Source organism: Georgenia sp. SYP-B2076 (assembly GCF_003991205.1).
GTDB lineage: Bacteria > Actinomycetota > Actinomycetes > Actinomycetales > Actinomycetaceae > Georgenia.
Genome location: NZ_RXOZ01000031.1, coordinates 1 through 26,221 on the forward strand (window position 1 = coordinate 1; position 26,221 = coordinate 26,221).

The following is a 26,221-nucleotide window of genomic DNA, read 5'->3' on the forward strand; positions in this document are numbered from 1 at the left end:
GGGCGTGCCCGGCTTCGTCGAGGTGGGTCAGGCGCAGGCCGGCCGGGGCCGCGGTGGTGTCGTTCATGGCACCATCATGACGCGCACGACGTCCCCCTCCGTCAGCCCCGGTCGGGCTCGGCCGGCGCGCCCGGCCCGTGCGGCGACCGCGGCGTGCCCGGCCCCTCCGGGCCACCCGCGCCGCCCGGCTCCCCCGGGCCGACGCGGCCGGCGATCACGCGGCGGAGGTCGTCGATGTCCGAGCGCAGGATCGCGCACTCCTCGGAGAGCTTCCGGCTCTGCTCCTCCAGCCGAGACAGCTCGACGGAGTACTGCACCGAGATCAGCAGCAGCGCCAGGGACGCGACGAAGAAGACGAGGTTGATCGGCGTCTTGATCCCGAACAGGTCCGCGAACCAGTCCAGGATGCCGGGGAAGACGGCCACAATCAGGACCGCGAGGGCGACGAGCACCCAGGCCGTGGCGTACTTCTCCCGCATGTGCCGGTTGCGCAGCAGCGCGAACATGAACACCACGGTGACCAGCGCGAAGCAGATCGCGAAGACATACCCGCTCATCGGCCGGCCTCCATGTTCGGGGTGGACCCCGGATCGACGCCGCGGGGCCGGCTCAGCGCGACGAACAGGGCCACGAACGCCCGCCCGAGGAACAGCGCCGCCTTGGCCGGGTTGTGCGAGGGCGTGCCGCCGGCCCGCGGGCGCATGACGACGGCGGCCTGGCGCACGACCAGGCCGTTGCGGGCGGCCAGGACCAGTGCCTCGACGGTGTCGCCGAGGTACTCCGCGGGGTAGTCGCGGGCGAACAGCTCGATGGCTTTGGGACCGGCGAGCTTGAACCCGGACGTCGTGTCCGTCAGCTTCGTGCGCGTCACCCGGGAGAGCACGGCCGAGAGGAGCTTCATGGCCCACTTGCGGGGCCCGTGCACCTCGTAGTCGCCCTTGCCGGCGAACCGCGCGCCGATGACCAGGTCCGCGCCCGTGGCGTCCGCCGTCTCGAGGAGGGTGGCGACCTCGTGGGGGTCGTGCTGGCCGTCGGCGTCGAGCTGGACCACCCGGTGGTAGCCCTTGCGGTACGCGTAGGAGTACCCGGCGCGCATGGCCCCGCCGACGCCCAGGTTGAACGGCAGCTCCAGGACGCGCACGCCGGCACGGCGGGCGACGTCGGCGGTCGCGTCCACCGAGCCGTCCGAGACGACGACGACGTCCGCCTGGGGCACGGCGACGCGCAGCTCCTCGAGCACGGCGGGCAGGGCCTCCTCCTCGTTCCAGGCGGGCAGCACGATGAGCAGCTCGGCCCGGGGACGCAGCGAGCGGTCAGGCACGGCTCTGCCCCGAGGGCTCGAGGACGACGGCGGCGGCCTCGGCCCACCGCTGGGACCAGTCCCCGATCGGCTCGACGCCGGCCGTCGCGAGGGCGTCGTGCCCGAGCACCGAGTACGCGGGGCGCGGGGCCGGGCGGACGAACTGGTCCGACGTCGTCGCGGCCACCATCGCGGGGTCCTTGCCGAGGGAGGCCACGACCGCCTGCGCGAAGCCGCGCCACGAGACCTGCCCCGACGACGTTCCGTGGTAGGTGCCCGACGGCGCGCCGGCCGTCACGAGCCGGACGATGAGCCCGGCGAGGTCGGCGGTCCAGGTGGGCTGGCCGACCTGGTCGTCGACCACCTGCAGGGTGTCGCGCTCGCCCGCGAGGCGCGCCATGGTGCGCGGGAAGCAGGCGCCGTGGGCGCCGTAGAGCCACGCGGTGCGCACGATGAGGTAGTCGTCGGTCTCGGCGCGCACCGCCCACTCGCCGGCACCCTTGGTGCGGCCGTAGGCGGAGACGGGGTTCAGGGCGGCGTCCTCCGCGTAGGGGGACGTGGCGGCGCCGTCGAAGACGTAGTCGGTGGAGACCTGCACGAGGCGCGCCCCGGCCGCGCGGGCGGCGCGGGCGAGGAGCTGCGGGCCGGTGGCGTTGAGGCGGAAGGCGTCCGCCTCCCGGGTCTCGGCGTCGTCCACCGCCGTCCACGCCGCGCAGTTGACGACGACGTCGACGTCGCGGACCCGCCGGGCGACGGCGACGGGGTCGGTGATGTCGAGGTCGGCGTGCCGGGCGGCGACGACGTCGTGCCCGGCCCTGCCCAGCTCTGCCACCAGATCGGTGCCCAGCATCCCGGTGGATCCTGCCACCAACCAGCGCATGCCACTCTCCTCGTCCCGTCCAGATACCGGTAGCAGCCTAGCCGCGTCGCTAGTGTGGGACGGCCGGGCGCCCGCCCGGCGCGGTAGGAGGACAGTGCTGTGCAGTTCCGAGAGCTCACCATCCCGGGGTCCTGGGAGATCACCCCCCAGCAGTTCGGCGACCCGCGCGGGGTGTTCCTCGAGCTGTTCAAGGAGGACGCCTTCGTCGAGGCGGTCGGCCACCCGCTGGACCTGAAGCAGGCGAACTGCTCCGTCTCCGCCGCCGGCGTGGTGCGCGGGATCCACTTCGCGGACGTCCCGCCGTCGCAGGCGAAGTACGTCACGTGCCCGAGCGGCGCGGTCCTGGACGTCGTCGTCGACATCCGGGTCGGCTCGCCGACGTTCGGGCAGTGGGACAGCGTGCTCCTGGACGACGTCGACCGGCGTGCGATCTATCTCTCGGAGGGGCTGGGCCACGCGTTCTGCGCGCTGGAGGACAACTCGACCGTGGTCTACCTCTGCTCCGCCGGGTACGCCCCGGGTCGGGAGCACGGCATCAACCCGCTCTCCCCCGAGCTGGGGATCGAGTGGCCCACCACGGCCCGCAACGGCAGCGCCCTGGAGCTCCTGCTCTCGGAGAAGGACTCCGCCGCGCCGAGCCTGACGGAGGCGAAGGACCAGGGCCTGCTGCCGAGCTACGACGACGTCCAGGCCTTCCTGGCCACGCTCCAGTAGCCCCCACCCCCGGTGACAGGTCAAGTACTAACCGCCTCGTCAGTGACAGGTCAGCACCGGCGCCCGCCCCAACCCGGTGACCCGTCAAGTACTGGCGTCCGCCCCCGCCCGCCCGGAGTCCGGCCATGAGGCGTGTCCTCTCCTCGCACGGCTTTGGAGAGGGACGCCCTCGTTAGGCTCCGCGCATGGTGACTGAGCTGAACGTGGAAGTCGGCGCCGGGCGCACGCTGCACGTGTACGACACCGGCGGGCACGACGCCGCAGATCGTCTTCCTGTCTTCTGGCATCACGGCACGCCCAACATCGGCGCGCCACCGCAGCCGCTGTTCCCGGCGGCGGACCGGCTCCGGATCCGCTGGGTGTCCTACGACCGGCCCGGCTACGGGCAGTCGACCGCGTGCCCGGGCCGGTCAGTGGCCTCCGCGGCCGAAGACGTCGCCGCCGTCGCCGACGCGCTGGGCATCGACCGGTTCGCGGTCATGGGTCACTCGAGCGGGGCGCACCACGCGCTGGCTTGCGGCGCGCTGCTGCCGGACCGTGTCCTGGCGGTGGTCGGCGGGGCCGGGATGGCCCCGTTCGGTGCCCCGGGGCTCGACTGGTTCGCGGGCATGGCGACCTCCGGCGTCGCCTCGCTGCGGGCAGCCGCCGAGGGGCGCGCCGCGAAGGAGGCGTACGAGGCCTCAGGAGCCGAGTACGACCCGGAGTTCACCGCGGCGGACCTGGACGCGCTCTCGGGCGAATGGTCCTGGCTCCTGGACGTCGTGCGCCCGGCCGTGGAGGCGGGCCCGGACGGCCTGATCGACGACGACGTCGCGGCCGTCACCCCGTGGGGGTTCGACCCCGCGGAGGTGACGGCCCCTGTGCTTCTCCTGCACGGTGGCCGCGACCGGGTGGTCCCCGCCGCACACAGCGAGTGGCTCGCGGGTCGCTGCCCGCGGGCGGAGCTACGCCTCTCCCCGGACGACGGGCACATCTCAGTCCTTCGCTCGGCCCCGGCTGCGCTGGAGTGGCTGCGGGCCAACGCGCAGTAGAGCCAGGCCTCCCCCGATCCGGCGACAGGTCATCTACTGACGCCCGGGTGACACGTCGGGTGCGGATCCCGCTGTCATCTCTTGCGCTAGTACTTGACCGGTCACCGCAAGAGGGGGCGGGTCAGTGGCGGCGGACGCCCAGGGTGTCCGTGCCGTTGCCGTCCCAGTCACCGACGAGGATCTCGTCGCTGGGGTTGCCGTAGGCGAAGACGGTGTCGGCGACGCCGGTGGTGATCGAGTTCTTCAGGAAGTACGTGATGCCGCGCCGCACCCCGAAGGTGTCGACCTTGTCGCCGTTCCAGTCCCCCACGACGACGACGTCGCCCGGGTTGCCGTACATGACGACCTTGTCCGCCACCCCGGTGGTGACCGTGTTCTTCACGAAGAAGCTGTTGCCGCGGCGGACGGCGAACGTGTCCTTGGTGTCCCCGTTCCAGTCGCCCACGAGCACCTCGTCGCCCGGGTTCCCGTACGCGATGACCGCGTCGGCCACGCCGGTGCTGATCGAGTTCTTCACGTAGAAGACGTTCCCGCGCCGCACGGTGAGGGTGTCCGTGCCGTTGCCGTCCCAGTCGCCCACGAGGACGACGTCGCCGGGGTTGCCGTACGAGAACACGGTGTCGGCCGCGCCGGTGGTGTTGGAGTTGCGGACGTAGAACGTGTTGCCGCGGCGGATGGCCAGGGTGTCGACGCCGTCGCCGTTCCAGTCGCCCACGAGGAACGTGTCGTTCGCGTTGCCGTAGTCGAAGGCGATGTCGGCCCGCCCGGTGAAGGCGTTGTTCAGGTAGAACATGTGGGCGAGGCGCTTGTCCACCGAGCTGATCAGGCCGCCGAGACGGCCGTAGATGTCGTTGCCGGGGCAGGAGGTCGCGCCGACGTCGCGGTGCCCGAAGATCCGGGGCAGGTTCTGCCCCCTCGGCCGTGCCGCCGTGCCGGGCGAGATGATCCCGCTCGCGGAGTTGACGTCGATCCCGGCCTGGTCGAACTTCCACGCGATGACGTCCGCCATCCGCTCGAGGATCACCTGCGGGGCGCCGACCTGGGTGTAGTCCCCCATCGCGGAGATGCCGAGGGTGCCGGGGTTGAAGTTGCCGATGTTCGCGTTGGCGGCGTGCGCGCCCTGGGGCATGGTCCCGGCTGGCGCGGGGATCGAGCCCGAGCGCCCCTCGAAGACCTGGCCGTACTTGTCGACCAGGAAGTTGTAGCCGATGTCCCCCCAGTTGCGGGTCTCTGCGTGGTAGTAGTAGATGCCGCGGACGATCGAGGCGGACTGGGACGCGGCGTAGTTGTTGGTCCCCGCCGTGTGGTGAACGATCGCGGCCTTGAGCGTCTTGTACGACGGCTTCCAGGACATGAACGACTCGTCGGCCCCCCAGCCCGCCCGGCTGATGATGCTGGGGCGGGGCGCGCTGGTCGCGACGACGCCGCCGGCCAGGGCCGCGGGCGCGACGGCCGGCATGTCGGTGACATACGCCGGCTGCCCGACGGCGGGCACGCTCGCCGTCGTCGCGGACGCGAGCCGGAAGGAGGGTGTCGAGGTGGTGTCCAGGCCGGCCGTGGGGGCGGCCGCGTCCACCGGTCCACCGAGGGGCGCGAGGCTCTCGAAGGCCGCCGGCTCCGTCGTCGCGGTCGGCTCCTCGACGGGGAGCTGGCGCGGCCGCGCGCCCGGCTCGGTGAGCACCTTCTCCGCCGGGACGGGGTTGGAGGGGATGAGGCTGAGCTCGAGGTTGGTGGGCAGCTTGGCCGCCGCACCGGTCACCTGGACCTGGACGGCCTTGGCGCCGCCGGTGAGGAAGGGCCCGGTGCCGGTGGTGGCCTGGGCCCCCGCGTGGTCGGCCTCGCCCTCCTCCTCGACCTCGATCCACGTGGACCAGTCATCACCCTCCTGCACGCGCACGAAGATCCGCGCGTCGGCGGCCAGCGGGCTGTCGGCGTCCCACGTCAGGCCGGCGACGACGAACTCGTCGGTGGCCGTCGGCGCCGTGAGGACGGCGATGTTGTCGACGTCGACGTCGCCCGCCGGGGTCGATGCGGCGGTCGCGGCAGCCGCGCCCGTCGAGGCGAGACGCATCGTCGCGCCCGAGGATGCGCCGTCGGTGGACAGGCGCGCCGACGCCCCGCTGGTGGAGGCGCCGCTGCCCGGCGTGGTCCCGGCGGCGGCGAGCTGCTCGATGCCCTCGACAGCCACGTTGGTGGGCTCGCCCGAACCGTCGGTGAGGGAGAAGAGCGTGACCGGCTCCTTGGGCCCGGCCGCGGCACCGGTGGCGGTGCCGGCGGCGCCACCAGCGGCGGCATCGGCGGCGCTGACGCCCATCGCTGCTGGGGCGTCACCCGGCACGGCCGCGGCCAGGGCGGGGAGGGCCGAGCCCCCGGGGATGAGCAGGATGAGCGCGGCAGCGGAGGCTGCGGCACTGGCACGGCGGATCGCCACGAGGTGCCCTTCGGTCGGAGATCTGGAAAGTCGGACGCATCGGACCTTGGGCTCTGCGTGCGTCCTGTTCGCGACGGTACCGTGCCGGATTGCCGATCCTCGTCATTAGTCGACGGCGTTCCGCATTTGGTTGCCGGGGCGCGTCGTCCACCTGAGACAATCGGTCAGACCCACCCGAACTGTTAGCGGCCCAGGAGGCGTGTGTGCGAGTTCTCATCACCGGAGGTGCCGGCTTCATCGGCGCGAACTTCGTGCACCAGACCCTCGAGGACCGTCCCGACGCCGACGTCACGGTGCTCGACAAGCTCACCTATGCCGGCAACCGTGACTCCCTCGCGGACGTCGCCGACCGCATCACGCTGGTCGAGGGGGACATCGCCGACGCCGACACGGTGGACCCGTTGGTCGCCGACGCCGACGTCGTGGTCCACTTCGCGGCGGAGTCGCACAACGACAACTCGCTGAACGACCCCTCCCCCTTCGTCCACACCAACCTTTTGGGCACCTTCACGCTCCTGGAGGCGGTGCGCCGCCACGGCACCCGCTACCACCACATCTCCACCGACGAGGTCTACGGCGACCTCGAGCTGGACGACCCGGCGAAGTTCACCGAGCACACCCCGTACAACCCGTCGAGCCCGTACTCGTCGACGAAGGCGGGCTCCGACCTGCTGGTCCGCGCGTGGGTGCGCTCGTTCAACGTGGCCGCGACCCTCTCGAACTGCTCGAACAACTACGGGCCGTACCAGCACATCGAGAAGTTCATCCCGCGCCAGATCACCAACCTCATCGACGGCGTCCGCCCCCGGCTCTACGGCGCCGGCGCGAACGTGCGCGACTGGATCCACGTGCGCGACCACAACCGCGCGGTCTGGACCATCATCGACGAGGGCGCCATCGGGGAGACGTATCTCATCGGCGCGGACGGCGAGAAGAACAACAAGGAGGTCGTCGAGCTCATCCTCGAGCTCATGGGCCGCGACCCCGCCGACTACGAGCACGTCGCGGACCGGCCCGGCCACGACCTGCGCTACGCGATCGACAACACGCGCCTGCGCGCGGAGCTGGGCTGGGAGCCGGAGTTCCAGGACTTCCGCTCGGGGCTGGCCGACACGATCGCCTGGTACCGCGAGCACGAGGGCTGGTGGCGCCCGCAGAAGGCCGCCGTCGAGGCGAAGTACGCCGCCCAGGGGCAGTAGCGGCATCACCGGCAGCGCGTACCCGCCAACGACCGAGGCCCGCACCCCTGACCATCAGGGGTGCGGGCCTCAGCCATGTGCGCCTACGCGGGCAGCAGCCTCACGGCCGCCGGACGCCCAGCGTGTTGGTGCCGTTGCCGTCCCAGTCACCCACGATGGTGATGTCGTCGGGGTTGCCGTAGCCCATGACGATGTCGGCGACGCCCGTGGCGTTGGAGTTGGACAGGAAGTAGGTCCCGCCGCGGCGCACCGCCAGCGTGTCGGACCGGTTGCCGTCCCAGTCCCCCACCAGCACCGTGTCCCCGGGGTTGCCGTAACCCATCACGACATCCGCCGTCCCGGTGCTGTTCGAGTTGGACAGGAAGTACGTCCCCCCGCGGCGCACCGCCAGGGTATCCGTGCCGTTCCCGTCCCAGTCCCCCACCAGCACCGTGTCGTCCGGGTTCCCGTAGCCCATCACGACATCCGCCGTCCCGGTGCTGTTGGAGTTGGACAGGAAGTACGTCCCCCCGCGGCGCACCGCCAGGGTGTCCGTGCCGTTCCCGTCCCAGTCGCCCACCAGCACCGTGTCGTCCGGGTTCCCGTAGCCCATGACCACGGAGGCGACGCCGCTCGTGTTGGAGTTCGAGAGGTGGTACGTCCCGCCGCGGCGCACCGCCAGGGTGTCGGACCTGTTGCCGTCCCAGTCGCCCACCAGCACGGTGTCGTCCGGGTTGCCGTACCGGAAGACGACGTCGGCCTTGCCGGTGCTGTTCGAGTTCGACAGGTAGTAGCCGTTCCCGGCGCCCGTGGGGGCCGCCGCCGCCGCCGTCGGCACCCACCACGAGGACTTCAGGCCGAACCGCAGCGCGGACTCGGTGTTCACGATGGTGCTGCCGTTGGTGCACTCCACACGGGCGCCGGTGATGCGCCCGCCGAGGTCGCCGCGACCGTCGCGGGAGGTGAGCACCAGGCGCTGCAGGGTCCCGCCGGCCGGGCACTTGGCCTGCACGGCCCCGACGGAGAGCTGCGCCGTCCACGAGTGCACCGTGTCATTGCGCGCCGCGCCGGACCACGGGTCCGGGCGCGCCACGAGGTACGGCTTGTTGCCGGCGCGGGAGTGGCCCCCGTTGGAGGACGAGAACTGGGTGAACGCCACCGCGCCCTGGTACCAGCGCACCTGGCCGCCCGTGGCGTCCACGGCGGCGTTGGTCGATCCGGCCTCCCGGTTGAACGTCACCTTGCCCGCCGGGGTGACCGCCGCGCGTCCGCCGTAGACCTGGCACGCCGTCGTGTCGCACAGGTCGTAGGAGGCGTTGGGGCGGGACACGGACAGGGCGTAGCTGCGGGCCGCGACGGCCTGCGCCTGCAGGGCGGCGGCGTCGAAGCCGGACGGCATCTCGCGGGGCACCACCCCGTAGAGGTACTCCTGCATGGACAGGAGGTTGACGACGTCGTAGGTCGTCTCCCCCGTGCGCACGAGGCGGATGGCGCCCCGGTACCAGACGCCCTCGCCGGCGCCCGCGGGCGCCGCGACGACGCCGTCGACCGTGCGGACCCACATGTCGTTGCCGGGGAGCCGGGTGGTCTCCGTGCCGCCCGCCGTGGTCCGGTCGACGACGAAGCCCTGCGCGTCGAGGCGCACCGTGAACGCGCCCGGGCCCTCGACCCGCGCGCCGCCGCCGTCGACGGCGACGCCGTTGGCGCTGCCGGTCGGGCTCCAGAACGTGGCCGCCGCCGTCGACCTGAAGGCCGAGAGCTGAACCCGGATCTGGGGGTTGCCGATGTTGTTCGTGGTGGTGCCCGGGTAGTAGAAGTCGAGGATCTCGCCCGCGGACCGGCCCTGCTGCGCGGCGCCGCGGGCGCCCCACTGCGACATGCCGATCCCGTGCCCGTACCCGTGCCCGCGGACCTCCCACGCGCCCGACGCGGGCGGGGTGTAGACCGTCTCTGCCGCCTGGGCGGTGACGGGCGCGATCGTCGCCGTACCGACCGCCATCACGCCGACGAGGGCCGCTTGCAGAAGGCGTCTGAGCCGACTCATACACACCACTTTCACGAGAAGCATCTGAAAAGAGGCATGGTCGCCCCCATTCACAACCATCGTGGCACGTCAGCGAATTGTTAGGCGGGATTGGCACTCGTGAGGCGGGCCCCTCGGGGACCGCGCCCCGCCCGCCCCGGGCCGCGAGTACTTGACCGCTCGAGCGCTACCGGGGGGTGGGGGCGACGCCGTGCCGGTCGGTCAGGACTCGCCTAGGGCGTCCCAGTTGATCTTGTAGAGCTGGGCGCCCGGGTTGGAGTAGACGAGCTCGAACACGTCGGGCTGCTCGGCGATCGTGTCCAGGCCGGACAGGCGGGTGTGGCCGGGCTGGAGGAACCCCTCCCCCAGCCACACGTAGTCGACGTGGAGCGCCCGGGCGGCCTGCCGGACCTCGGCGTTCGTGGCGATCTCGTCGAAGTGGATGCCGAAGAGCACGTGCTCGGGGGTGTTCTTGTCGAACTGCATGTGGCCGTAGACGGGCCGCACGCCCTCGAGCGCGTACATCAGCGCGGAGCCGTCGCCGAAGTCGTTCATCACGCGGCTGCCGGCCGGGACGAGCTCCGGCAGGTGCGTCATCCCCTCCCGCTCGTCCGCGGTGACCGTCGGGCCGTCCGCGTACCGGAAGGCCATCGTGCCGCGGTTGCGCTCGGAGTAGCCGCCGCCCGTGACGGCGAGGTAGCCGGCGGCGAGGACGGCGGCCCCGGCGACGGCGGCGACCACGCGCACGGCGGGCCGTGCGGTGGGCCGTGCGGAGGGCCCTGCGGGGCCCACCGGCGCGGTCCGGCCGCGCCGTCGCGCGAGGCGCCCGACGGCGGTGACGACGGCGTCCGCGAGGATGCCGACGAACACGGGCGCGGCGATCGCCACGAGCGCGGACAGGCGCAGCTGGTCGTTCCACCAGAAGCTCGTGAGGGCGAGGGAGAGCGGGCCGTCCACGGCCACCGCGAGCACGTAGAGACCGATGGCGGCGACCATGCCCACCGCCAGGGCGAGGGCGCGGCGGTACCGGCGCAGCACGACCGCGCACGCCACGCCGGCCCACACCAGGACCGCGAGCTGGAGCTGGACGGTGTCCTTGAAGCCGGTGCCGAACAGCAGGCCGGTTCGCAGGCCCTCCGGGACGCCGAGCATGGCCGGCCAGTCCCACGTGAGGTCGTCCTGGCCGTACGTGCCCAGGAGCCCGGCCACGGTGGGGGCGAGCAGCACGACGAGCAACACGACGGCGCCGCCGGCCCACCGAAGCAGCTCGCCGCGTTCGCCGCGCGCCCAGATGAGCAGCGCCGCGACCAGGGGCAGCCCGTAGACCAGCAGCGTCGTCGCGGCCGAGGTGTGGGTGCTGACGAGCGCGGCGGCGGCGCCGACGAGCAGCACCGTGTCGACCACCGAGCGGCGGCGGGCGGCCAGCACCAGCGTCGCCAGGAGCGCGGGCACGAGGACGAGCGTCTGGGTGTAGGGCACGAGGCCGCGCCAGATGAGCTCGTACGGCAGAGCGGTGAAGCTGGTCGAGACGAGCGCGGCGGCGCCCGCGCCGGCCGGCCCGGCGCCCAGCGCGCGGGCGAGGGCCGCGGCGCCCAGGGGCAGCGTGAGCATCCAGAGCAGGATGTGCGCGTGGACCGCGGCGATGACGCCCGTCCCGGTCAGCTGGAACGTCAGCGCCATGAGGGCGTGGAGGGTGGACGGGTAGTAGAACGGCGCGGTCGACGCGTAGTTGTTGACGCCGGCGAGCCCCTGCGCCGTGCCGTCACCGGTCTCGGCGATCCAGCGCACCGCGTTGGCCTGGAAGACGGAGTCGAAGTCCTGCGGGATGATCGTGAAGTTCTGCGACGCGGCGAGGTAGGCGTGGGCGCCGATCCCGACGGCGACGAGCACGAGCACCGCGACGACGGCGGCGCCGGCCGGGGGCCAGGCGGCTTCCCGTGTGGTGGGCAGGCCCCGCCACCGGCGCAGCAGGACGACGACGAGCATGAGCACGGCGGTGCCCAGCGCGAGCCAGAGCACCGACCAGCGCACCCCGACGGCGTGGGCGGTCAGCGTGCCGGCGAAGGCCAGGAAGAGCGTCACGGCGGGGCCGAGGGCCAGCACGGTGAGCCGGGGCAGGCGGGCCAGGCTCAGGACGAGGAGTCCCGGCAGCCAGGTCAGCAGGGCCGCGACGACGACGGTGCCGGCGATGTCAGCGAACGCCATGTGTCGGTCTCATTCCTTGTTGCTCGTGCTGGTGTTGGTGGTGGGCGCGCCGGGGGTCCGGGCACACCCGCGCCGCTGCTACCGGCGGGCGGCGCGCGCCGCGTCGCCGGCCGTGGGCACGGCCGTGGCGCGCACGGCGCCCATCGCCTTCATCCGCCGGCGGGCCGGCTCCTCGAACCACCGCCACAGGGCGTACCCCACGGCGACGATGAGGAACGGCAGGGCGACGAACGCCACCGCCGACCCGGTGGTGCCCGGCGCGAGGACGTCGTACTCGCCCTGCAGCCACCACACGGGCTCGACGAGCAGCATGTGCACGAGGTACACGCTGTACGAGGCCATGCCGCCGACGACGAACACGCGGGTGCTGAGCAGCCGGGCGAGGTGCCGGTCGGCGAGCCCGAGGGCGCCGACCAGGGCCACGAAGAGCGGGATGGCGAACGCCGGCGTGACGTGGGCCAGGCCCGCGCGGTCGGCGGCGAAGAACCCGGCGACCATCACGACGACGACACCGAGGGCGAGGTGGCTCGCCCAGGCGCGCTCCCGCGAGGAGCCGCGCAGGTGCTGCACCGCGGCGCACGCCACGGCCCCGGCGAGGAAGCTCCCGCCGATGCGCAGCATCCACAGGAACGGCGCGTACAGCGTGCCGAACGAGGCGATGAGGATCGCCGTCGGGACGACGCAGGCGAGCGCCAGGACCGCGAGCCCGCGGGCGGAGAACACGGCGGCGAAGCGGTAGACGAGCAGGATGAGGACCGGGAAGGCGACGTAGGCGAGGGCCTCCGCGGAGACGGTCCACGCGGGCCCGTTCCAGGTGAGCCGGTCCGAGTCGGGCTCGGTCCACTGCACCACGAGGAACATCTGCCGCAGGAAGCTGAGCACGGAGAAGTCCCGCGGGGCGGCCGGGTCGTTCTGCTCGGTGGCCAGGAGGTACCCGTGCCAGAGCGCCGCGACCATCAGCGTGACGACGTACGCGGGCCACACGCGCGCGAGCCGCGCCCACCAGAACCGGCCCGACGCGCCCAGGTGGAACCGCTGCCCCATCCGCGAGCCGTAGTTGAGCACCAGGACGTAGCCGGAGAGCACGTAGAAGAGGTCGACGCCGAGGCCGCCCTGGTCGAGCACCGGCCCGACCCAGCGGTCGAGGCCGGGGAACTCCGAGTAGAGGTTGCCACGGATGTGGAAGAGGACCACCCACAGCGCGGCGACGATCCGGATGCCCGTGAGCGCGTGCACCGGGCGGCGCGGCGGCGGCCCCAGGGGGGCGGCGGCCGCCCCGGCGCGGGCGACCTCCTCCCCCACCAGGGTCGTGCTCACTGGATGGTCCGCGCCTGCTTGACCGTCGGCTTGAAGACCAGGCCCTTCGCGGCGGCCTTGACCAGCCGGAGGCGCAGGGATCTCGGCACGCCGCTGCCCTTCATCTGCTTGATCATGTTCTCCGCGAGGCTGGCGGCGATCGTGGGGCTGCGGAACTTGATGGCGGAGGCCACCTGGTTGCGGGCGCCGTACTCGAACTTCCAGATGTTCTTCTCGTTGACGTCGCCCCAGTTCACGCCGCGGTTCGCCGGGAGCATGTGGTCGACCTTGGAGTCGGCCACGAAGATGCCGGGGCGGTACTTGGACAGGCGCTGGGTGTACTCCGCGTCGTCGTACCAGATGAAGAAGTTCGCCGAGGGCAGCCCGACGGCGTGGACGGCCTCGCGGGTGATGAGCACGGAGACGAAGGAGCAGGACTTCATCAGGGTGTAGTCGGCGCCCAGCGCGAGCGAGCGCGCCCAGTCCCAGGTGGGCTCGGGCGTGTTCATCTCGCACAGGGACCCGTCCTTGTCCCACAGCACCATGGAGCAGGCGAAGCTGGGCAGGAACCCGAGGCGCTCCTCGGCGTCCTGGAGCGAGCTGACGAGCGGGCCGAGCGCGCCCGGGCGGGGCACGGTGTCGTCGTCCATGAGCCAGATGGCGTCCATCCCGAGGCCGTAGGCCACCTCGGTGCCCTCGGAGAACCCGCCGGCGCCGCCGGTGTTGGTCGCCAGGTGCCGCACGGTGACGGGGACCGCGTACTCGCGGCTCTCGAGGTACTCCTTGGTGCCGTCCGTCGAGGCGTTGTTGATGATGACGATGTGGTCGACCGGGCGCTCCTGCGCCTCCAGCCCCGCGAGGGTCTGCTCCAAGAGGGCCAACCGGTTGAACGTGACGACGACGGCTCCGACGCGCATCAGGCCTGCTCCTTCTTCCGTGCGTAATAGGTGGTCAGGTACTGCCCGGCGGGCTCCACGGACCGCAGGCCGCGCAGCAGCCTGCGCTGCTGCGACCGTGCCAGGGCGAAGGCGCGCGGGTCGGTGGCGACACGCTCGAGGGCGCGCTGGGCCGTGATGAGGAAGCCGCGCGGCCGGCGCGGCACGAGGAGCCCGGGCGCGATGACCGTGCGCTGGCTGCCCACGTCCGCCGAGAGCACGAGCACGCCGTGCTCCTCCGCCTCGATGGTGGTCAGGGTCAGGCCCTCGTTGTCCGAGGACACGACGAGCACGTCGACGTCGTCGAAGAACTCGGCGGCCGGCCCCCACTCGCGGCGGGTGAGGACGCCGCCCAGGCCGCTGCGGGCGATCTGCTCGGCGACGATGGACTCGAGCGCCCCGGACCCCTGCATGAGGAACGAGAACTGGTCCGGGTGGGCCTTGTGCAGGCGGCGGGCGAGCTCGATGTAGAGGAACGGGCGCTTCTGCGGCGCGAGGCGGCCGAGGAAGCCGACCCGCAGCGGCCCGTCGCCGCGCCGGTCGCTCCTGGCACCGGTCACCGCCGCGGCCGCGACCTCGTCGTTCTCGAGGGGCTCGCCGACCGACGCGGTGGCGGGGCTGGCGAGGTCGGTCAGCGGACGGTAGGCGACCTTGTCCGGGTCCACGCGCGCGTCGAGCAGGTACAGGTCCCGCAGTTCGGGGCTGATGACGTGGTGGGCGTCGATGAGGTGGGAGTACTCGAGGCTGTTGCGCACGAACCCGCCGGTGCGGTGCTCGACGAGGTGGGTGCTGTCCATCACCGTCACGCCCCGGGTGCGGTGCCGCAGCTCCGGCAGGAACCGGTACACCTTCGCGGAGTGGTGGATGTGGACCTGCGCGATGTCGTGCCGCTGCAGGATGCCCAGCAGGAAGGGCTCCCAGTCCTCGTTGAAGAGGGCGTTGGCGCCGAGGTAGACGTGCGGCGTGATCGCCAGCGCGCGGGCCAGGGAGCGTTGCGGCGAGCTGCGGTCCGCGGTGATGACCACCTCGTAGCCGGCGTCGCGCGCGATCTCCGCGGAGCGGAAGCCCCACGCCTCGGCGCCGCCGGACTCGAGCCAGTGCATGGCGACCCACACGGCGGGACGCCGGGACTCGGGGGCCAGCAGGAGCGCGGTCCGGCCCGCCGACGTCATCGTCTGGGCCTTGGGCACCATGGGCGAGCGGCCGCCGGGCGGCGTGGAGTTGCGGCCCTGGCGCCAGGTGTCCAGGGCGAGCGGGGTCTTGCGGTACAGGGTGGAGTACAGCTTGCCCGCGGCGCGCCGGACCGGGTCGGTGGGCTGGATGAACGCGTAGTCGCCCTCGCTGGTGAGCAGCTCGGGCCGCGGCATCTGCAGCACCCGCCGCACGGGCGCGGCGCCCGTGTCCGTGCCGGCGACGGACAGGCGGCCGACGCCGCCCTGGCCGAGGAAGAAGCTGCCGGCGTTGGCCGGGACCGCCTCCCAGCCCTCGGCCATCGGCTCCGTCCCGGAGGTGCGCAGCACCAGCTCCACGGGGCTGCCGGGGTACGCCAGGGTGAGGGAGCGCAGCGCCGCGGCGAGCCACGGGGCGCCCACCGCCTCGGCGGCGGCGACACCGTCGGCCGTCAGCGACAGGGCCATCTCCCGCCCGTCGAACTGCGCCCGCAGCTCCTCGAGCAGGCCCAGCCCGTCCGGCTCGGTCTGGATCTCCTCGAGAAGGCTCTCCACCTCGACCGTCATCGTTCTCCCCTCATCGTTGCTACTGCGTGCTCGATCGGCCCGTCCGCCACCATCCGGCCGCGCTCGAGCAGGATGCCCCGGTCGCACAGCTGGGCGACCATGTCGAGGTCGTGGCTGACGATGACCAGGGCCTTGCCGGCGTCGCGGAGCTCGCGGATCTTGGCCAGGCACTTGCGTTGGAACGGCTCGTCCCCGACCGCGAGGATCTCGTCGACGAGAAACACGTCGGGGTCGGTGTGGACGGCGACGGCGAAGGCGAGGCGCAGGAACATGCCCGAGGAGTAGAACTTCACCTCGGTGTCGATGAACTCCTCGATCTCGCTGAACGCGACGATCTCGTCGAACTTCTCGGTGATCTGCTTCTCGCTCATCCCGAGGATCGCGCCGTTGAGGAAGACGTTCTCCCGGCCCGTGAGGTCGGGGTGGAACCCGGCGCCCACCTCGATGAGGCCGGCGATCTTCCCGCGCACCCGGATCGAGCCCGTGTCGGTGCGCATGACGCCGGAGATGAGCTTGAGCAGCGTCGACTTCCCGGAGCCGTTGAGCCCGAGCAGCGCGACGGCCTCGCCGTCGTCCACGGTGAACGTGATGTCGTGCAGGGCGACGAAGTCGTCCGCGCGGGCGGCGGGGCGCCCCTTGAGGTTCCACACCACCCAGTCCTTGGCGGTGTGGGTGTGGCGCAGGGTGAAGTGCTTGGAGACGTCGGTGACGACGACCCGCGGGGTGTGGTTCGTGGTCATCACAGCTCCTGGGCGAAGCGCCCGTCCAGACGGCGGAACACCCACTCGCCGATAAGCAGCGTGAGCACGGAGATGGCGCCGGCAATCGCGACCCACTTGGCCAGGTCCGGCGTCCCGACGTAGTCGACGCCGGCCGTGGGCGCCCAGAAGCACCAGTGGAAGAGCTCGACGACGGGGGTCAGCGGGTTGAGCTGGTACAGCGTCCACAGCCAGGTGTTGCCGATGACGTCGTACACGGCGGTCCACGCGTACAGCACCGGCGACGCCCAGGTGGCCACCATGAGCAGCAGGTCCACGACGTTCTCGGCGTCGCGGAACATCACGTTGACCGCGCCGAAGATCAGGCCGAGGCCGAGGGAGAAGATCGTGAGGATGACGAAGCCGAGCACGCCCGCGGCGAGCTGGGCGGGCGAGGGGCGCCACCCGTAGATGAGCGCGCCGACCAGCAGGACCAGCAGCTGGGGGAAGAAGTGGACCGTCGCGACCCACAGCGAGGACACGGAGAAGAGCTCGCGCGGCAGGTAGATCTTCTTCACCAGCGCGCTGTTGCCCACGATCGCGCGGGTGGCGTTCCCGAAGGCCTCGCCGAAGAAGTTGATGACGACGATGCCGGCGAAGAGGTAGACGGCGAAGTTGTCGACCGCCCGGTTCATCTGGAGGAAGACGCCGACGGCGAAGTAGTAGACGATGAACTGCACGGCGGGCTTGACGTAGGACCACGCCATGCCGAGCACCGAGCCGCGGTAGCGGACCCGGAGCTCCTTGCGGACGAGAAGCCTCAGGAGGTACCGCTGCCGGACGACGTCGAGCAGCCCGCCGCCGCGCCCGGGTTCGACGAACTGGTCGACGGCGGCTGTGCCGCCGCTCACTCGTCGACTCCGCCGCTCTTCAGCGCCTCGTGGTCGCGGAAGTGCGGCGTGAGCTTGTTGTCGACCGTGGACAGGGCCGCGCCGATGGCCATGTGCATGTCCAGGTACTTGTAGGTGCCCAGGCGCCCGCCGAAGATGACGTCGCTCTGCCCCTTCGCGAGGTCGCGGTACTTCAGGAGCCGCTCGCGGTCGTCGGCCGTGTTCACGGGGTAGTACGGCTCGTCGCCGTGCTGGGCGAAGCGGGAGAACTCCCGCATGATGACCGTCTTGTCCGTCGGGTAGTCCCGCTCGGGGTGGAAGTGCCGGAACTCGTGGATGCGGGTGTACGGCACGTCCTCGTCGCCGTAGTTCATCACCGACGTGCCCTGGAAGTCACCGACGTCGAGGACCTCGCGCTCGAAGTCGAGGGTGCGCCAGCTCAGCTCGCCCTCGGCGTAGTCGAAGTAGCGGTCCACCGGTCCGGTGTAGACGACGGGCACCTGCCCGACGACGGCGTCCTTGTTGACCGGCTGCGTGGTGTCGAAGAAGTCGGTGTCCAGGCGGACCTCGATGTTCGGGTGGTCCGCCATGCGCTCGATCCACGCGGTGTAGCCGTCCACCGGCAGGCCCTCGTGGGTGTCGTTGAAGTAGTTGTTGTTGTACGTGTAGCGCACGGGCAGGCGGGAGATGATCCCCGCGGGCAGGTTGTGCGGGTCGGTCTGCCACTGCTTGGCCGTGTAGCCCTTGATGAACGCCTCGTACAGCGGGCGGCCGATGAGCTGGATGCCCTTGTCGTTGAGGTTCTGCGGGTCGGTCCCGGCCATCTCGCCGGCCTGCTCCTGGATGAGCGCCCGCGCCTCCTCGGGCCCGTGGGCCGAGCGGAAGAACTGGTTGATGGTGCCGAGGTTGATCGGCATGGGGTACACCTCGCCGGCCACGGTGGTGTACACGCGGTGCACGTAGTCGGTGAACTTCGTGAAGCGGTTGACGTACTCCCACACGCGCTCGTTGGAGGTGTGGAACAGGTGCGCGCCGTAGCGGTGCACCTCGATGCCCGTGGCCTGGTCCGCCTCGGAGTACGCGTTGCCGCCGATGTGCGCGCGGCGGTCGATGACGAGCACCTTGAGCCCGTGCTCCGTGGCCAGCCGCTCAGCCACGGTCAGGCCGTAGAAGCCCGAACCCACCACGACTAGGTCCGAATTCACTCGGGAATCTCCTCGTTCATCGCCAACAGTCCCCGCAAGGTTAGCCCGTCCGAAAGGTGGACCGAACGTCTGGGGCGAAAGGGTGAGGGATGCCACCGCTCCCCCGGTGCGCGCAGCGCCGCGTCTCGGCGCCCGGCGGTCGCGGCAGAACGTGCCCGGCCCGAGTCAGAACGTGCGCGGCCCGCGCCCGAACGTGCGCGGCCGCGTCAGAAGCCGCAGGCGGTGATGCGGTAGAGCGTGGCGCCGCCGCCGGAGTCCACGGGCTCGAGCACGTCCGCCACCGAGGCGAGGTCGAACAGCCCGCGGTAGTTGCCGATGTCCTCGTGGTCGGGCCAGTAGAGCAGGTCGTCGCCGTAGACGTACTTGACGCCGAGGTCCCGCAGGGTCGCGCACACCCGGGGGTTGGTCTCGATCTGGTCGAAGGACGTCGCGAGGAACTTCTGCTGCTTCCCCCAGCTGCCGCCCAGGTGCGGGTAGACGACGTCGACGTCGGAGAGGCCGTAGAGCAGCGGGGCGCCGGTGTAGGGGTTCGCCAGCACGACGGCGTCATCGGGCAGCTCGTCGTCCACCCGCTCGAGCAGGGCCTGCTCGTCGGGGCTCACGAGGGAGTTGAACCCCGACTGCGGGATGAACGCGTAGTTGATCTGCAGCTGGTGGACGCGCAGCTGCCCGCGCAGCCCGCCGGTGCCGAGGACGAGCACCACGACCAGCGCCGCGGAGACGACCTCGGCCAGCAGGATCCGGCGTCGCGCCGGCCCACGCATCCACCGCGTCGCCAGCTCGCCGAGCCAGGCGACCGCGACGGCGACGAGCAGCGGCACGACCAGCGCGACCATCGCGCCCAGCCGGACCGGGTCCGAGTACCAGGGCCGGACGAGGAAGGCCCCCGGCAGGGCGGAGTCGACGGCCAGGACGAACAGCGCCGTCGTGGTGACCATCCCGATGGCCAGCCACCGGTGTCGGCGCACCACCAGGGTCGCGAGCATGCCCACGACGATGAGGGCGCCGAGGAGCCAGGACTTCTCCGGGTTGCCGAATCCCTGGTTGGCGAACTGGGAGTCGGTGAGGGCGCCGACGATGGCGTCGGCCGCCGTGCCGTAGGGGTCGCGCGTGTTGATCTCCTTGGCACGGAACAGCGGCCTGGCGAGCACTGCCGCCACCACGCACGCCAGCACCGGCGCCACCACGCCGGCCCAGCGCCACGCCCCGCCCGCACGGCGGGCCGCGGTGAGCCCGCGCCACCACAGGGGGATCCAGATCGGAGCGGCGATGACGGCGTAGGCGAGGACTGCGGTGGGATGCGCGAGGCCGGCGCCCCCGAGCACCGCCAGCAGGGTGATGACCTCGCTCACGGGGAAGGACGCACGCTTGTGCGTGCCCAGCGCCTGCAGCCGGGCGACGACGACGAGCGTCACCATGAGCGCGGCTGGCACGAGCGCGTAGGCGAGCGCGGTGGGCCACAGGGTGCCGTAGGAGATCACGCGGGCGGGGAAGGAGACGAGCGCCGTGCCGGCGAGCGCCGCGGCGACCGGGGCCACCTTGCTGCTCCGCACGAGGACGCTCGCCAGGCCGGCCAGCCCCAGGGGCCAGACCACCGCGGAGATGAGGAGGGTGAGGACGTTGGCGGTGACGACGATGTCGTCGCGCACGGCGAGGGCGGCGACGTCGTGCCAGGCCGCGGGGTAGATCGCGAGATCCTTCGCCGGCGCGTTCAGCCGTCCGAGGGTCAGGGACGAGCCGTCCCCGGTGTCCAGGATCGCGCGGCTGCCGTTGAGGTGGAACACCGCGTCCCACGTCTGCGGCGGGGAGTCCGGGAAGCCCATGCCGTTGTGCAAGGGGATCGCGGCGAAGGGCACCGCGACCACGACGGCGACGAGCACCGGCCACAACGCGCCCGCGGGGTCGGATCCGACTCGCCAGCTGTGGCGGAGCAGGAGCCGCAACGCGGCGAAGCCGGCCGCGACGGCGAGCGTGCTGGCGACGGCGCTAGCGGGGGTCCACGCGATGCCCAGCGGGCCCAGCAGGACGGGTGACGCCGACAGGATCGCGACGCTGAGCGCCGGCGCGGCGACCAGCAGCAACACTCGGCGCAGCCCGAGCACCGCACCCACGAGCAGCCCCGGGCCGAAGAGGAAGAACGTCAGGATCGCGGCCTCGTCCAGCCCGGACCACCACGACATCGACTTCTCCTCCGGGCTTCCCCGCGAACCGCGCCCGTACCCCGGACCTTGCGTACGGGAGCAGGCTACCCGTCGCTCAGCCCACCATCCGCCGGTAGGCAACCTTCCGGACGAGCTCAGGAACGAACCGGTATCCGCCGCGCACGGCGACGTTGCGCACGAACTGCGCGGTCGTCGTGAAGCCGGCCGCGCGGAACCGGCGCTGGAGCGCCACCTCCGAGCGCAGCAGCTTCCACCCGCCGCGGCGCCGGTACGCCCCCGCGCCCACGCGGTAGAGCACCAGGGGCTGTGACACGTTCCCCACGCGGGCGCCCGCGGCGATCATGCGGGCGAAGAGCCAGTAGTCCTCCATGAGGTCCAGGTGCCGGTAGCCGCCGGCGCGCTGCACGGCGGCGCGGCGGTAGACCACGGAGGGGTGGTTGAAGGGGTCCCGGAAGCGCGCGGTGGCGGCGATGTCGTCGGCCCGCTCGGGCAGCACGCGGGTCAGGCCGCGGCACGCCTCGTCGTCCTCGAACTCGGTGATGGCGGAGCCGAGCAGGTCCAGCCCGCCGACCACCAGCGGGATCTGGGTCGCGAACCGATCGGGCAGGGAGATGTCGTCGGCGTCGGCGCGGGCGACGATCTCGTGGGCGCAGGCCGCGAGGCCGCGCTCCAGCGCCCGCGCGAGGCCCTGGTTCCGGCCCAGCTGGAGGATCGTGACGGGCACGTCGCCCGCGGGCGACGTGGCGGCCCCGGAGACGAGCGCCTCGAGGACGGCCGCGAGCGCGGGGCCGACCGGCCCGTCACGGACGACGACGAGCTCGCTGGGCCGGAGCACCTGGTCGACGGTCACGGAGCGGACGGCCCGCTCGAAGTGCGCCGCGGTGTCGCCCCTGTACACGGGCAGCAGGACGCTGAAGGGCTCAGTCACGCCCGGCCCCGCGCTCGATGGCGGCCACCTCGTCGCTGACCGGGCCCATCCCCGCGAGCACGGCCGGCGTCGGGTCCGGTCGGGTCGCGAGGCCGTCGCGGAACCCGCGCGCGCCGGCGCGCAGCAGCACCGGTCGGTTCGACGACTTCAGGATCGTCCGGCCCCACCGCACCACGGTCGAGCCGCCGTAGAGGACCGTCCCGGCGGGCCCGAGGGCGCGCGAACGGGTGAAGAGCCAGATCTTGTTGCGGACCTCGTAGTAGAACCGCTCCCCCGGGTCCGCGTCGGTGGATCCGAAGGTCTTCGTCAGGTGGCGCACGACCGAGGACGGCACGGACAGCCCCACGCGGCGGCGCAGCAGCCGGGCGCTGTACTCGAAGTCGTCGTTCCAGATGAAGTACGCGGCCATGGGCAGGCCGTCCGTGCGCACGGCGCGGGCGTCGAGCAGCAGGGAGACGAACGACGCCGAGCGCACCTGCACCGCGCCGGCCGAGCGCGCCCGGGCCGCGAGCCGCGCGCGGACCCCGGGCCGCGGGCGCGGCGTGTTCATCGGGTGGTCCCGCCCGTCGGTCCACACCACGCGGGAGGCCAGCACGGCCGGGTCGCCGGGGTAGGCCTGGCGGGCGAGGAGGAGCTCGAGCAGGGCTGTCCCGGTGGGGACGGTGTCGTCGTCCATGATCCACACGAGGTCGGCGCCGTGGGCCTGGAGCGCGTGTGCGATCCCCGCGGCGAAGCCGCCCGCTCCCCCGGTGTTGCGGCTGAGGGTGACCACGTCGGCGGCGAGGGGGTGGGCCGCGGCGACGTCGCCGGAGCCGTCCGTGGAGGCGTTGTCCACCACGACGACGGCGTCCACGGGCCGGGTCTGCCCCTGCAGGCCGTCGAGGGTCTGGACGAGGAGATCGCGCCGGTTGTAGGCGACGACGACGGCCACCACCCTGGGCTCGGGGTGTGGTGAGGTGCTCACTGATCGTTCTCCTGGTCTGCCGGTGGCCCGGTCACTGACAGCCAGATCGCTAGCGCCGTACGCCGTTCACTGGCTCAACTGCCTCCAGCAGCCTAGTCGTGCCCTCAGGACCGCCCGCGCCTGTGCACCGTGACGACCGCAAGCCGTCCGCTGCCGCGCTTCCGACACCGTCCGTGCCCCGGCCAGGTGCTCTCAGACGAGGATCGCCAGGGGGTTCTCGATCGCCGTCTGGAAGGCGCGGAGCCATTGCGCGGCGAGGGCGCCGTCGATGGCGCGGTGGTCGGCCGAGAGGGTGCAGCGCATGACCTTTCCGACCTGCACGACGCCATCGGCGACGACCGGCTGGTCGAGCGCGGCACCGACCGCGAGGATCGCCGACTGGGGTGGGTTGAGGATGGCGGAGAACTCCTTCGTGCCGTACATCCCCAGGTTGGAGACCGTGAAGCTGCCGCCCTCGAGCTCCTCCTGCCTCAGCCGCCCCTGACGTGCCCGCCCCGCGAGCTCGGCGGTCACGGCACTGACCTGGCTCAGCGACATGGTGTCCACCCCGCGCAGGACGGGCGTGAGCAGGCCCCCGTCGGTAGCCACGGCGACGGCGATGTCGACGCTCGTGAAGCGGCGGAGCGCCGTGTCGGTCCAGATCACGTTGGCCTCGGGCACCTCTCGGAACGCCGCGGCGGCGGCCTTGACGACCAGGTCGTTGACCGAGACCTTGACCGTGCCGACGGTGTTGATCCGGGCGCGCAGGTCAAGGAGCTCGTCCGCGCGGCAGTCCGCCGTGACGTAGAAGTGCGGCACGGACGACTTGCTCTCCGTCAGCCGTCGCGCGATCGCACGGCGCATGCCGGTGTGCAGGACCTCGGTGAAGGTCGGCGCCACACCGGTGGGAGCCGCCGCCGCGGAGGGCTGCGCTCCGGCGGCCGGCGTGGCGCCCGTGCTCGCAGGGTCGGTGGCACCAGGCTCATCCACCGGCGCGAGATAGGCCTCGATGTCCCGCCGGACGATGCGTCCCTGGGGCCCGCTGCCGGTGAGCCGGGCGAGGTCGATACCACGATCCTTGGCCATCTTGCGGGCGAGCGGGCTGGCGAACCGGCGCACGGGTGCCCTCCCGTCGTCGGCCGGTACCGGGGCGTGGGACGACGCCGTCCCGGGCGTTGCGGCGTTCCCGAGCAGCCCGGCGAGGTCCGGCTCGTCCTCGCCGATCGCGAGAAGGAGAGCGATGGGGGCGCCGACGTCGACGGTCTGTCCCGGCGCGGCGAGGTGGCGGGCGAGTACGCCGTCGAGCTCGGCGCCGTACTCCACGACGGCCTTCTCGGTCTCGATCTCGGCGAGGGTGTCACCCACGGCCACGTGGGTGCCCTCCTCGATGAGCCAGGCCGCGATGATGGCCTCCGTCGCGTTGGCGAGCACCTCGGGCATACGGATGATCGTTGCCATGGTCAGCCTCCGAATCCAGCGACGACGCGGGCGAGGCCATCGACGACCTCTTCGTGCTTGGCGATGGCCGCACGCTCGAGCACCTTGGAGATGCTGGGCGAGGCCTCGGAGCCGGTGACCCGCTGGACGGGCTGGTCCAGCCAGTCGAAGAATCGTCGCTGGATCTCGTCGGAGAGCCACCCGCCGTAGGAGGTGCCCAGCGCCCCCTGCTCGACGATGAGGACGTTGTTCGTCTTCCTGATGGACTCGCCGACGGTCTCCCAGTCCAGGCTCGCCCGATCAAGCCAGCGCAGGTCGATGACCTCGGCGTCGGTCCCGGTCTGCTCGACGGCGTCGAGGGTGTGGCCGACCATCGACAGGTAGGTCAGCACGGTCAGGTCCTCGCCGTGTCGGCGGACGGCCGCCTTGCCGAAGGGCAGGTGGTAGTCGAGGTCGTCCACCGGCGCGGATCCGGTCGAGGCGTAGAGGTCGACATGCTCGAGAACGAGGACGGGGTCGTTCAGGGTCAGCGCCGTGTTCATGAGGCCGACGTAGTCGAAGGGGGTGGACGGGGCGACGATGCGCCAGCCGGGGCTGGTGGCGAAGATGCCCGCCGGGTCCATGGAGTGCTGCGAGCCGTACCCGGTGCCGGCGGCGACCTTAGTGCGCAGCACGAGGGGGACGTCGCTGTGACCGCCGAACATGTGCCGGGCCTTGCCGATCTGGTTGAAGACCTGATCGGCGGCCACCCAGAGGAAGTCCGGGTACATGAACTCCACGACCGGGCGGTAGCGCCCGTCCAGGGCCATGCCGCCACCCAGGCCGGCGAAGGCGTTCTCGCTGATCGGCGTGCCCAGGACACGCTCGGGGTACGCCTTGCTCAGTCCCTTGGTCGCGCCGTTCGTCCCACCGTTGAGGCGGTGGACGTCCTCCCCCAGGATGACGATCGACCGGTCCTGGTCCATCCGCCTCGCCATGACGCCGGCGACGCAGTCGATGAACTTCCTCGGCTCGAGGGCGCCGGTGAAGGAGGCCTCCTCGGCCGTGCGGACACCGGCGAGCTCGCTGAGGTCGCCCCGCACTCCGACGTCGACGAAGCTCGGCTCGGGCCACAGGTCCGGGCGGATGCGACGAGTCCCGGGCTTGCCTGCGGGGTCCGCCTCGACCAGGGCGGCGGCCACACCGGCCATCGCCGCGGTGGCCTGCGCGCGGACCGCGGCCACGCCGTCGGCGTCGATGTGGCCCAGCCGGATCATCTCGTTCGCGACCCGGTCCAGCGGGTCGCGCTCGCGCCACGCGGCCTCCTCGGCCTTGTCGCGGTAGCCGAACGCGCTGCCGGGGTACGGGCCGTTCTGGTGGAAGAACCGGTAGACCTCGGCTTCGATGACGGTCGGCCCGTTCCCGGCGCGCATGTACGCCAGCGCCTGCTCCGTGGCCAGGTGCACTGCGAGGGGGTCCATGCCGTCGACCCGCCAGGCGGGGATGCCGAACCCGAGACCACGCGCGGAGAGCCGCGGCTCGCCGGTCGCCTCGCTGACGTGGGTGGAGACCGCGTACAGGTTGTTCTCGATGAAGAAGCAGACCGGCAGGTCCCAGGCGGAGGTGAGGTTCATGCTCTCCAGGACCGACCCGATGTTGACCGCACCGTCCCCGAAGTAGGTCACCGTGACGTCGTCGGTCTCGGCGTGCCGCTGCGCCCAGGCGTTGCCCGCCGCGAGCGGCACGCCCCCGCCGACGATGGCGTTGGTGCCCAGCGCCCCGGCCTCGTGCCACTGCAGGTGCATGGAGCCGCCGCGGCCGCGGCAGAACCCCTGTGCGAGCCCGAGGATCTCGGCCAGGGTGCGCTGCAGCACCGTGCGCACCTCGCCGCCGACCAGGTCGCTCAGGTCCAGCCCCTCGTGCGCCACGTGGTTGATCGCCTTCGCGAGGAACTGGTGGTGACCGCGGTGCGAGCCGTTCACGCCGTCGGTGGAGCGCAGGCCGACGACGGACCCGACGGCGCCGCCCTCCTGGCCGACGCTCGAGTGGGCGGGGCCGTGGACCAAGCCCTCGCCGGCCAGCTCGAGGACCGTCTCCTCGAACGCCCGGATTAGGTGCAGCTGGCCCAGCATGGTCGCGAGTAGCGCGGGGTCGGCCGCCGCCCAGTCCTCCGGCGTGGTCCTGAGCTCCACCCACGGCGAGGCGGGGGCCAACGGGGTCGTGTGGGGCATCGGTGTCGTTCTCCTTCGA

20 protein-coding genes are annotated in these 26,221 nt (G+C 72.1%); 3 read left to right on the forward strand and 17 right to left on the reverse strand.

Annotated features, from left to right (window positions below; genetic code table 11):
- Positions 1 to 101 precede the first annotated feature (101 nt).
- The 3 genes from EJK16_RS11315 to rfbD are packed head-to-tail and all read right to left on the reverse strand — an operon-like array spanning position 102 to position 2,180.
- On the reverse strand, positions 102 to 557 hold the full coding sequence (locus tag EJK16_RS11315) for a DUF2304 domain-containing protein (RefSeq protein WP_127129368.1): 456 nt from the start codon (positions 555 to 557) through the stop codon (positions 102 to 104).
- The gene (locus EJK16_RS11320; RefSeq protein WP_240645973.1) at positions 554 to 1,321 is read right to left on the reverse strand and encodes a glycosyltransferase family 2 protein; all 768 of its coding nucleotides are present in this window, start codon (positions 1,319 to 1,321) and stop codon (positions 554 to 556) included. The genes EJK16_RS11315 and EJK16_RS11320 overlap by 4 nt, the downstream gene beginning before the upstream one ends.
- A complete protein-coding gene (rfbD, locus tag EJK16_RS11325) occupies positions 1,314 to 2,180 on the reverse strand; it encodes a dTDP-4-dehydrorhamnose reductase (RefSeq protein WP_127129370.1) in 867 nt (288 codons plus the stop codon). The genes EJK16_RS11320 and rfbD overlap by 8 nt, the downstream gene beginning before the upstream one ends.
- Positions 2,181 to 2,279: 99 nt before the next feature.
- Here rfbD and EJK16_RS11330 point away from each other — a divergent pair, with 99 nt between their 5' ends.
- Both EJK16_RS11330 and EJK16_RS11335 read left to right on the forward strand, forming a co-directional pair.
- Positions 2,280 to 2,894, forward strand: a complete 615-nt coding sequence (locus EJK16_RS11330; RefSeq protein ID WP_127129372.1) for a dTDP-4-dehydrorhamnose 3,5-epimerase family protein — start codon at positions 2,280 to 2,282, stop codon at positions 2,892 to 2,894.
- Between the two features lie 185 nt (positions 2,895 to 3,079).
- Positions 3,080 to 3,925, forward strand: coding sequence for an alpha/beta fold hydrolase (locus EJK16_RS11335; RefSeq protein ID WP_127129374.1), 846 nt, complete (start codon positions 3,080 to 3,082; stop codon positions 3,923 to 3,925).
- Positions 3,926 to 4,046: 121 nt separating this feature from the next.
- Here the strand turns inward: EJK16_RS11335 and EJK16_RS11340 are convergent, their stop codons facing one another.
- On the reverse strand, positions 4,047 to 6,356 hold the full coding sequence (locus tag EJK16_RS11340) for an N-acetylmuramoyl-L-alanine amidase (RefSeq protein ID WP_127129376.1): 2,310 nt from the start codon (positions 6,354 to 6,356) through the stop codon (positions 4,047 to 4,049).
- Between the two features lie 203 nt (positions 6,357 to 6,559).
- Between EJK16_RS11340 and rfbB the strand changes: the two genes are divergently transcribed.
- A complete protein-coding gene (gene rfbB / locus EJK16_RS11345; RefSeq protein WP_127129378.1) occupies positions 6,560 to 7,555 on the forward strand; it encodes a dTDP-glucose 4,6-dehydratase in 996 nt (331 codons plus the stop codon).
- Between the two features lie 100 nt (positions 7,556 to 7,655).
- On the opposite strand, the gene EJK16_RS11350 is transcribed toward rfbB, so the two are convergent.
- From EJK16_RS11350 to EJK16_RS11405, 13 genes are all read right to left on the reverse strand, one after another.
- Positions 7,656 to 9,578, reverse strand: coding sequence for a SpoIID/LytB domain-containing protein (locus EJK16_RS11350; RefSeq protein ID WP_127129380.1), 1,923 nt, complete (start codon positions 9,576 to 9,578; stop codon positions 7,656 to 7,658).
- A gap of 201 nt (positions 9,579 to 9,779) precedes the next feature.
- Positions 9,780 to 11,762, reverse strand: a complete 1,983-nt coding sequence (locus tag EJK16_RS11355) for a DUF6541 family protein (protein WP_127129382.1) — start codon at positions 11,760 to 11,762, stop codon at positions 9,780 to 9,782.
- Positions 11,763 to 11,840: 78 nt separating this feature from the next.
- The gene (locus EJK16_RS11360; RefSeq protein WP_164737306.1) at positions 11,841 to 13,079 is read right to left on the reverse strand and encodes an acyltransferase; all 1,239 of its coding nucleotides are present in this window, start codon (positions 13,077 to 13,079) and stop codon (positions 11,841 to 11,843) included.
- On the reverse strand, positions 13,076 to 13,975 hold the full coding sequence (locus tag EJK16_RS11365) for a glycosyltransferase family 2 protein (RefSeq protein ID WP_127129385.1): 900 nt from the start codon (positions 13,973 to 13,975) through the stop codon (positions 13,076 to 13,078). Before EJK16_RS11365 ends, EJK16_RS11360 begins: the two co-directional genes overlap by 4 nt.
- Positions 13,975 to 15,729: a glycosyltransferase gene (locus EJK16_RS11370; RefSeq protein WP_127129387.1), complete on the reverse strand. Its 1,755-nt coding sequence runs from the start codon at positions 15,727 to 15,729 to the stop codon at positions 13,975 to 13,977. Before EJK16_RS11370 ends, EJK16_RS11365 begins: the two co-directional genes overlap by 1 nt.
- The gene (locus EJK16_RS11375) at positions 15,726 to 16,469 is read right to left on the reverse strand and encodes an ABC transporter ATP-binding protein (protein WP_127129389.1); all 744 of its coding nucleotides are present in this window, start codon (positions 16,467 to 16,469) and stop codon (positions 15,726 to 15,728) included. The genes EJK16_RS11370 and EJK16_RS11375 overlap by 4 nt, the downstream gene beginning before the upstream one ends.
- A complete protein-coding gene (locus EJK16_RS11380) occupies positions 16,469 to 17,338 on the reverse strand; it encodes an ABC transporter permease (RefSeq protein WP_127129391.1) in 870 nt (289 codons plus the stop codon). Before EJK16_RS11380 ends, EJK16_RS11375 begins: the two co-directional genes overlap by 1 nt.
- Positions 17,335 to 18,522 (reverse strand): UDP-galactopyranose mutase, encoded by a 1,188-nt coding sequence (gene glf, locus EJK16_RS11385; RefSeq protein ID WP_127129393.1) that lies wholly within the window; start codon positions 18,520 to 18,522, stop codon positions 17,335 to 17,337. Before glf ends, EJK16_RS11380 begins: the two co-directional genes overlap by 4 nt.
- Positions 18,523 to 18,728: 206 nt before the next feature.
- Positions 18,729 to 20,702 carry a DUF6541 family protein gene (locus EJK16_RS11390; RefSeq protein ID WP_127129395.1) on the reverse strand — a complete coding sequence of 658 codons (1,974 nt, stop codon included), beginning with the start codon at positions 20,700 to 20,702 and terminating at the stop codon, positions 18,729 to 18,731.
- A gap of 76 nt (positions 20,703 to 20,778) precedes the next feature.
- The gene (locus EJK16_RS19860) at positions 20,779 to 21,612 is read right to left on the reverse strand and encodes a glycosyltransferase (RefSeq protein WP_205739725.1); all 834 of its coding nucleotides are present in this window, start codon (positions 21,610 to 21,612) and stop codon (positions 20,779 to 20,781) included.
- Positions 21,605 to 22,576, reverse strand: a complete 972-nt coding sequence (locus tag EJK16_RS19865; RefSeq protein WP_240645975.1) for a glycosyltransferase — start codon at positions 22,574 to 22,576, stop codon at positions 21,605 to 21,607. Before EJK16_RS19865 ends, EJK16_RS19860 begins: the two co-directional genes overlap by 8 nt.
- Positions 22,577 to 22,768: 192 nt before the next feature.
- Entirely contained in the window at positions 22,769 to 24,013 is a 1,245-nt protein-coding gene (locus EJK16_RS11400) for a dihydrolipoamide acetyltransferase family protein (protein ID WP_127129397.1), read from the reverse strand.
- A gap of 2 nt (positions 24,014 to 24,015) precedes the next feature.
- Positions 24,016 to 26,202 carry a thiamine pyrophosphate-dependent enzyme gene (locus tag EJK16_RS11405; RefSeq protein ID WP_127129399.1) on the reverse strand — a complete coding sequence of 729 codons (2,187 nt, stop codon included), beginning with the start codon at positions 26,200 to 26,202 and terminating at the stop codon, positions 24,016 to 24,018.
- Positions 26,203 to 26,221: the final 19 nt, after the last annotated feature.

Coding starts and splice junctions, on each gene's coding strand:
- EJK16_RS11400 (WP_127129397.1), bottom strand. CDS start 24,013: ATGGCAACGATCATCCGTATGCCCGAGGTGCTCGCCAACGCGACGGAG.
- rfbD (WP_127129370.1), bottom strand. CDS start 2,180: ATGCGCTGGTTGGTGGCAGGATCCACCGGGATGCTGGGCACCGATCTG.
- EJK16_RS11390 (WP_127129395.1), bottom strand. CDS start 20,702: ATGTCGTGGTGGTCCGGGCTGGACGAGGCCGCGATCCTGACGTTCTTC.
- EJK16_RS11370 (WP_127129387.1), bottom strand. CDS start 15,729: ATGACGGTCGAGGTGGAGAGCCTTCTCGAGGAGATCCAGACCGAGCCG.
- EJK16_RS11375 (WP_127129389.1), bottom strand. CDS start 16,469: ATGACCACGAACCACACCCCGCGGGTCGTCGTCACCGACGTCTCCAAG.
- EJK16_RS11335 (WP_127129374.1), top strand. CDS start 3,080: ATGGTGACTGAGCTGAACGTGGAAGTCGGCGCCGGGCGCACGCTGCAC.
- EJK16_RS11315 (WP_127129368.1), bottom strand. CDS start 557: ATGAGCGGGTATGTCTTCGCGATCTGCTTCGCGCTGGTCACCGTGGTG.
- EJK16_RS11350 (WP_127129380.1), bottom strand. CDS start 9,578: ATGAGTCGGCTCAGACGCCTTCTGCAAGCGGCCCTCGTCGGCGTGATG.
- EJK16_RS11365 (WP_127129385.1), bottom strand. CDS start 13,975: ATGCGCGTCGGAGCCGTCGTCGTCACGTTCAACCGGTTGGCCCTCTTG.
- EJK16_RS11355 (WP_127129382.1), bottom strand. CDS start 11,762: ATGGCGTTCGCTGACATCGCCGGCACCGTCGTCGTCGCGGCCCTGCTG.
- EJK16_RS11405 (WP_127129399.1), bottom strand. CDS start 26,202: ATGCCCCACACGACCCCGTTGGCCCCCGCCTCGCCGTGGGTGGAGCTC.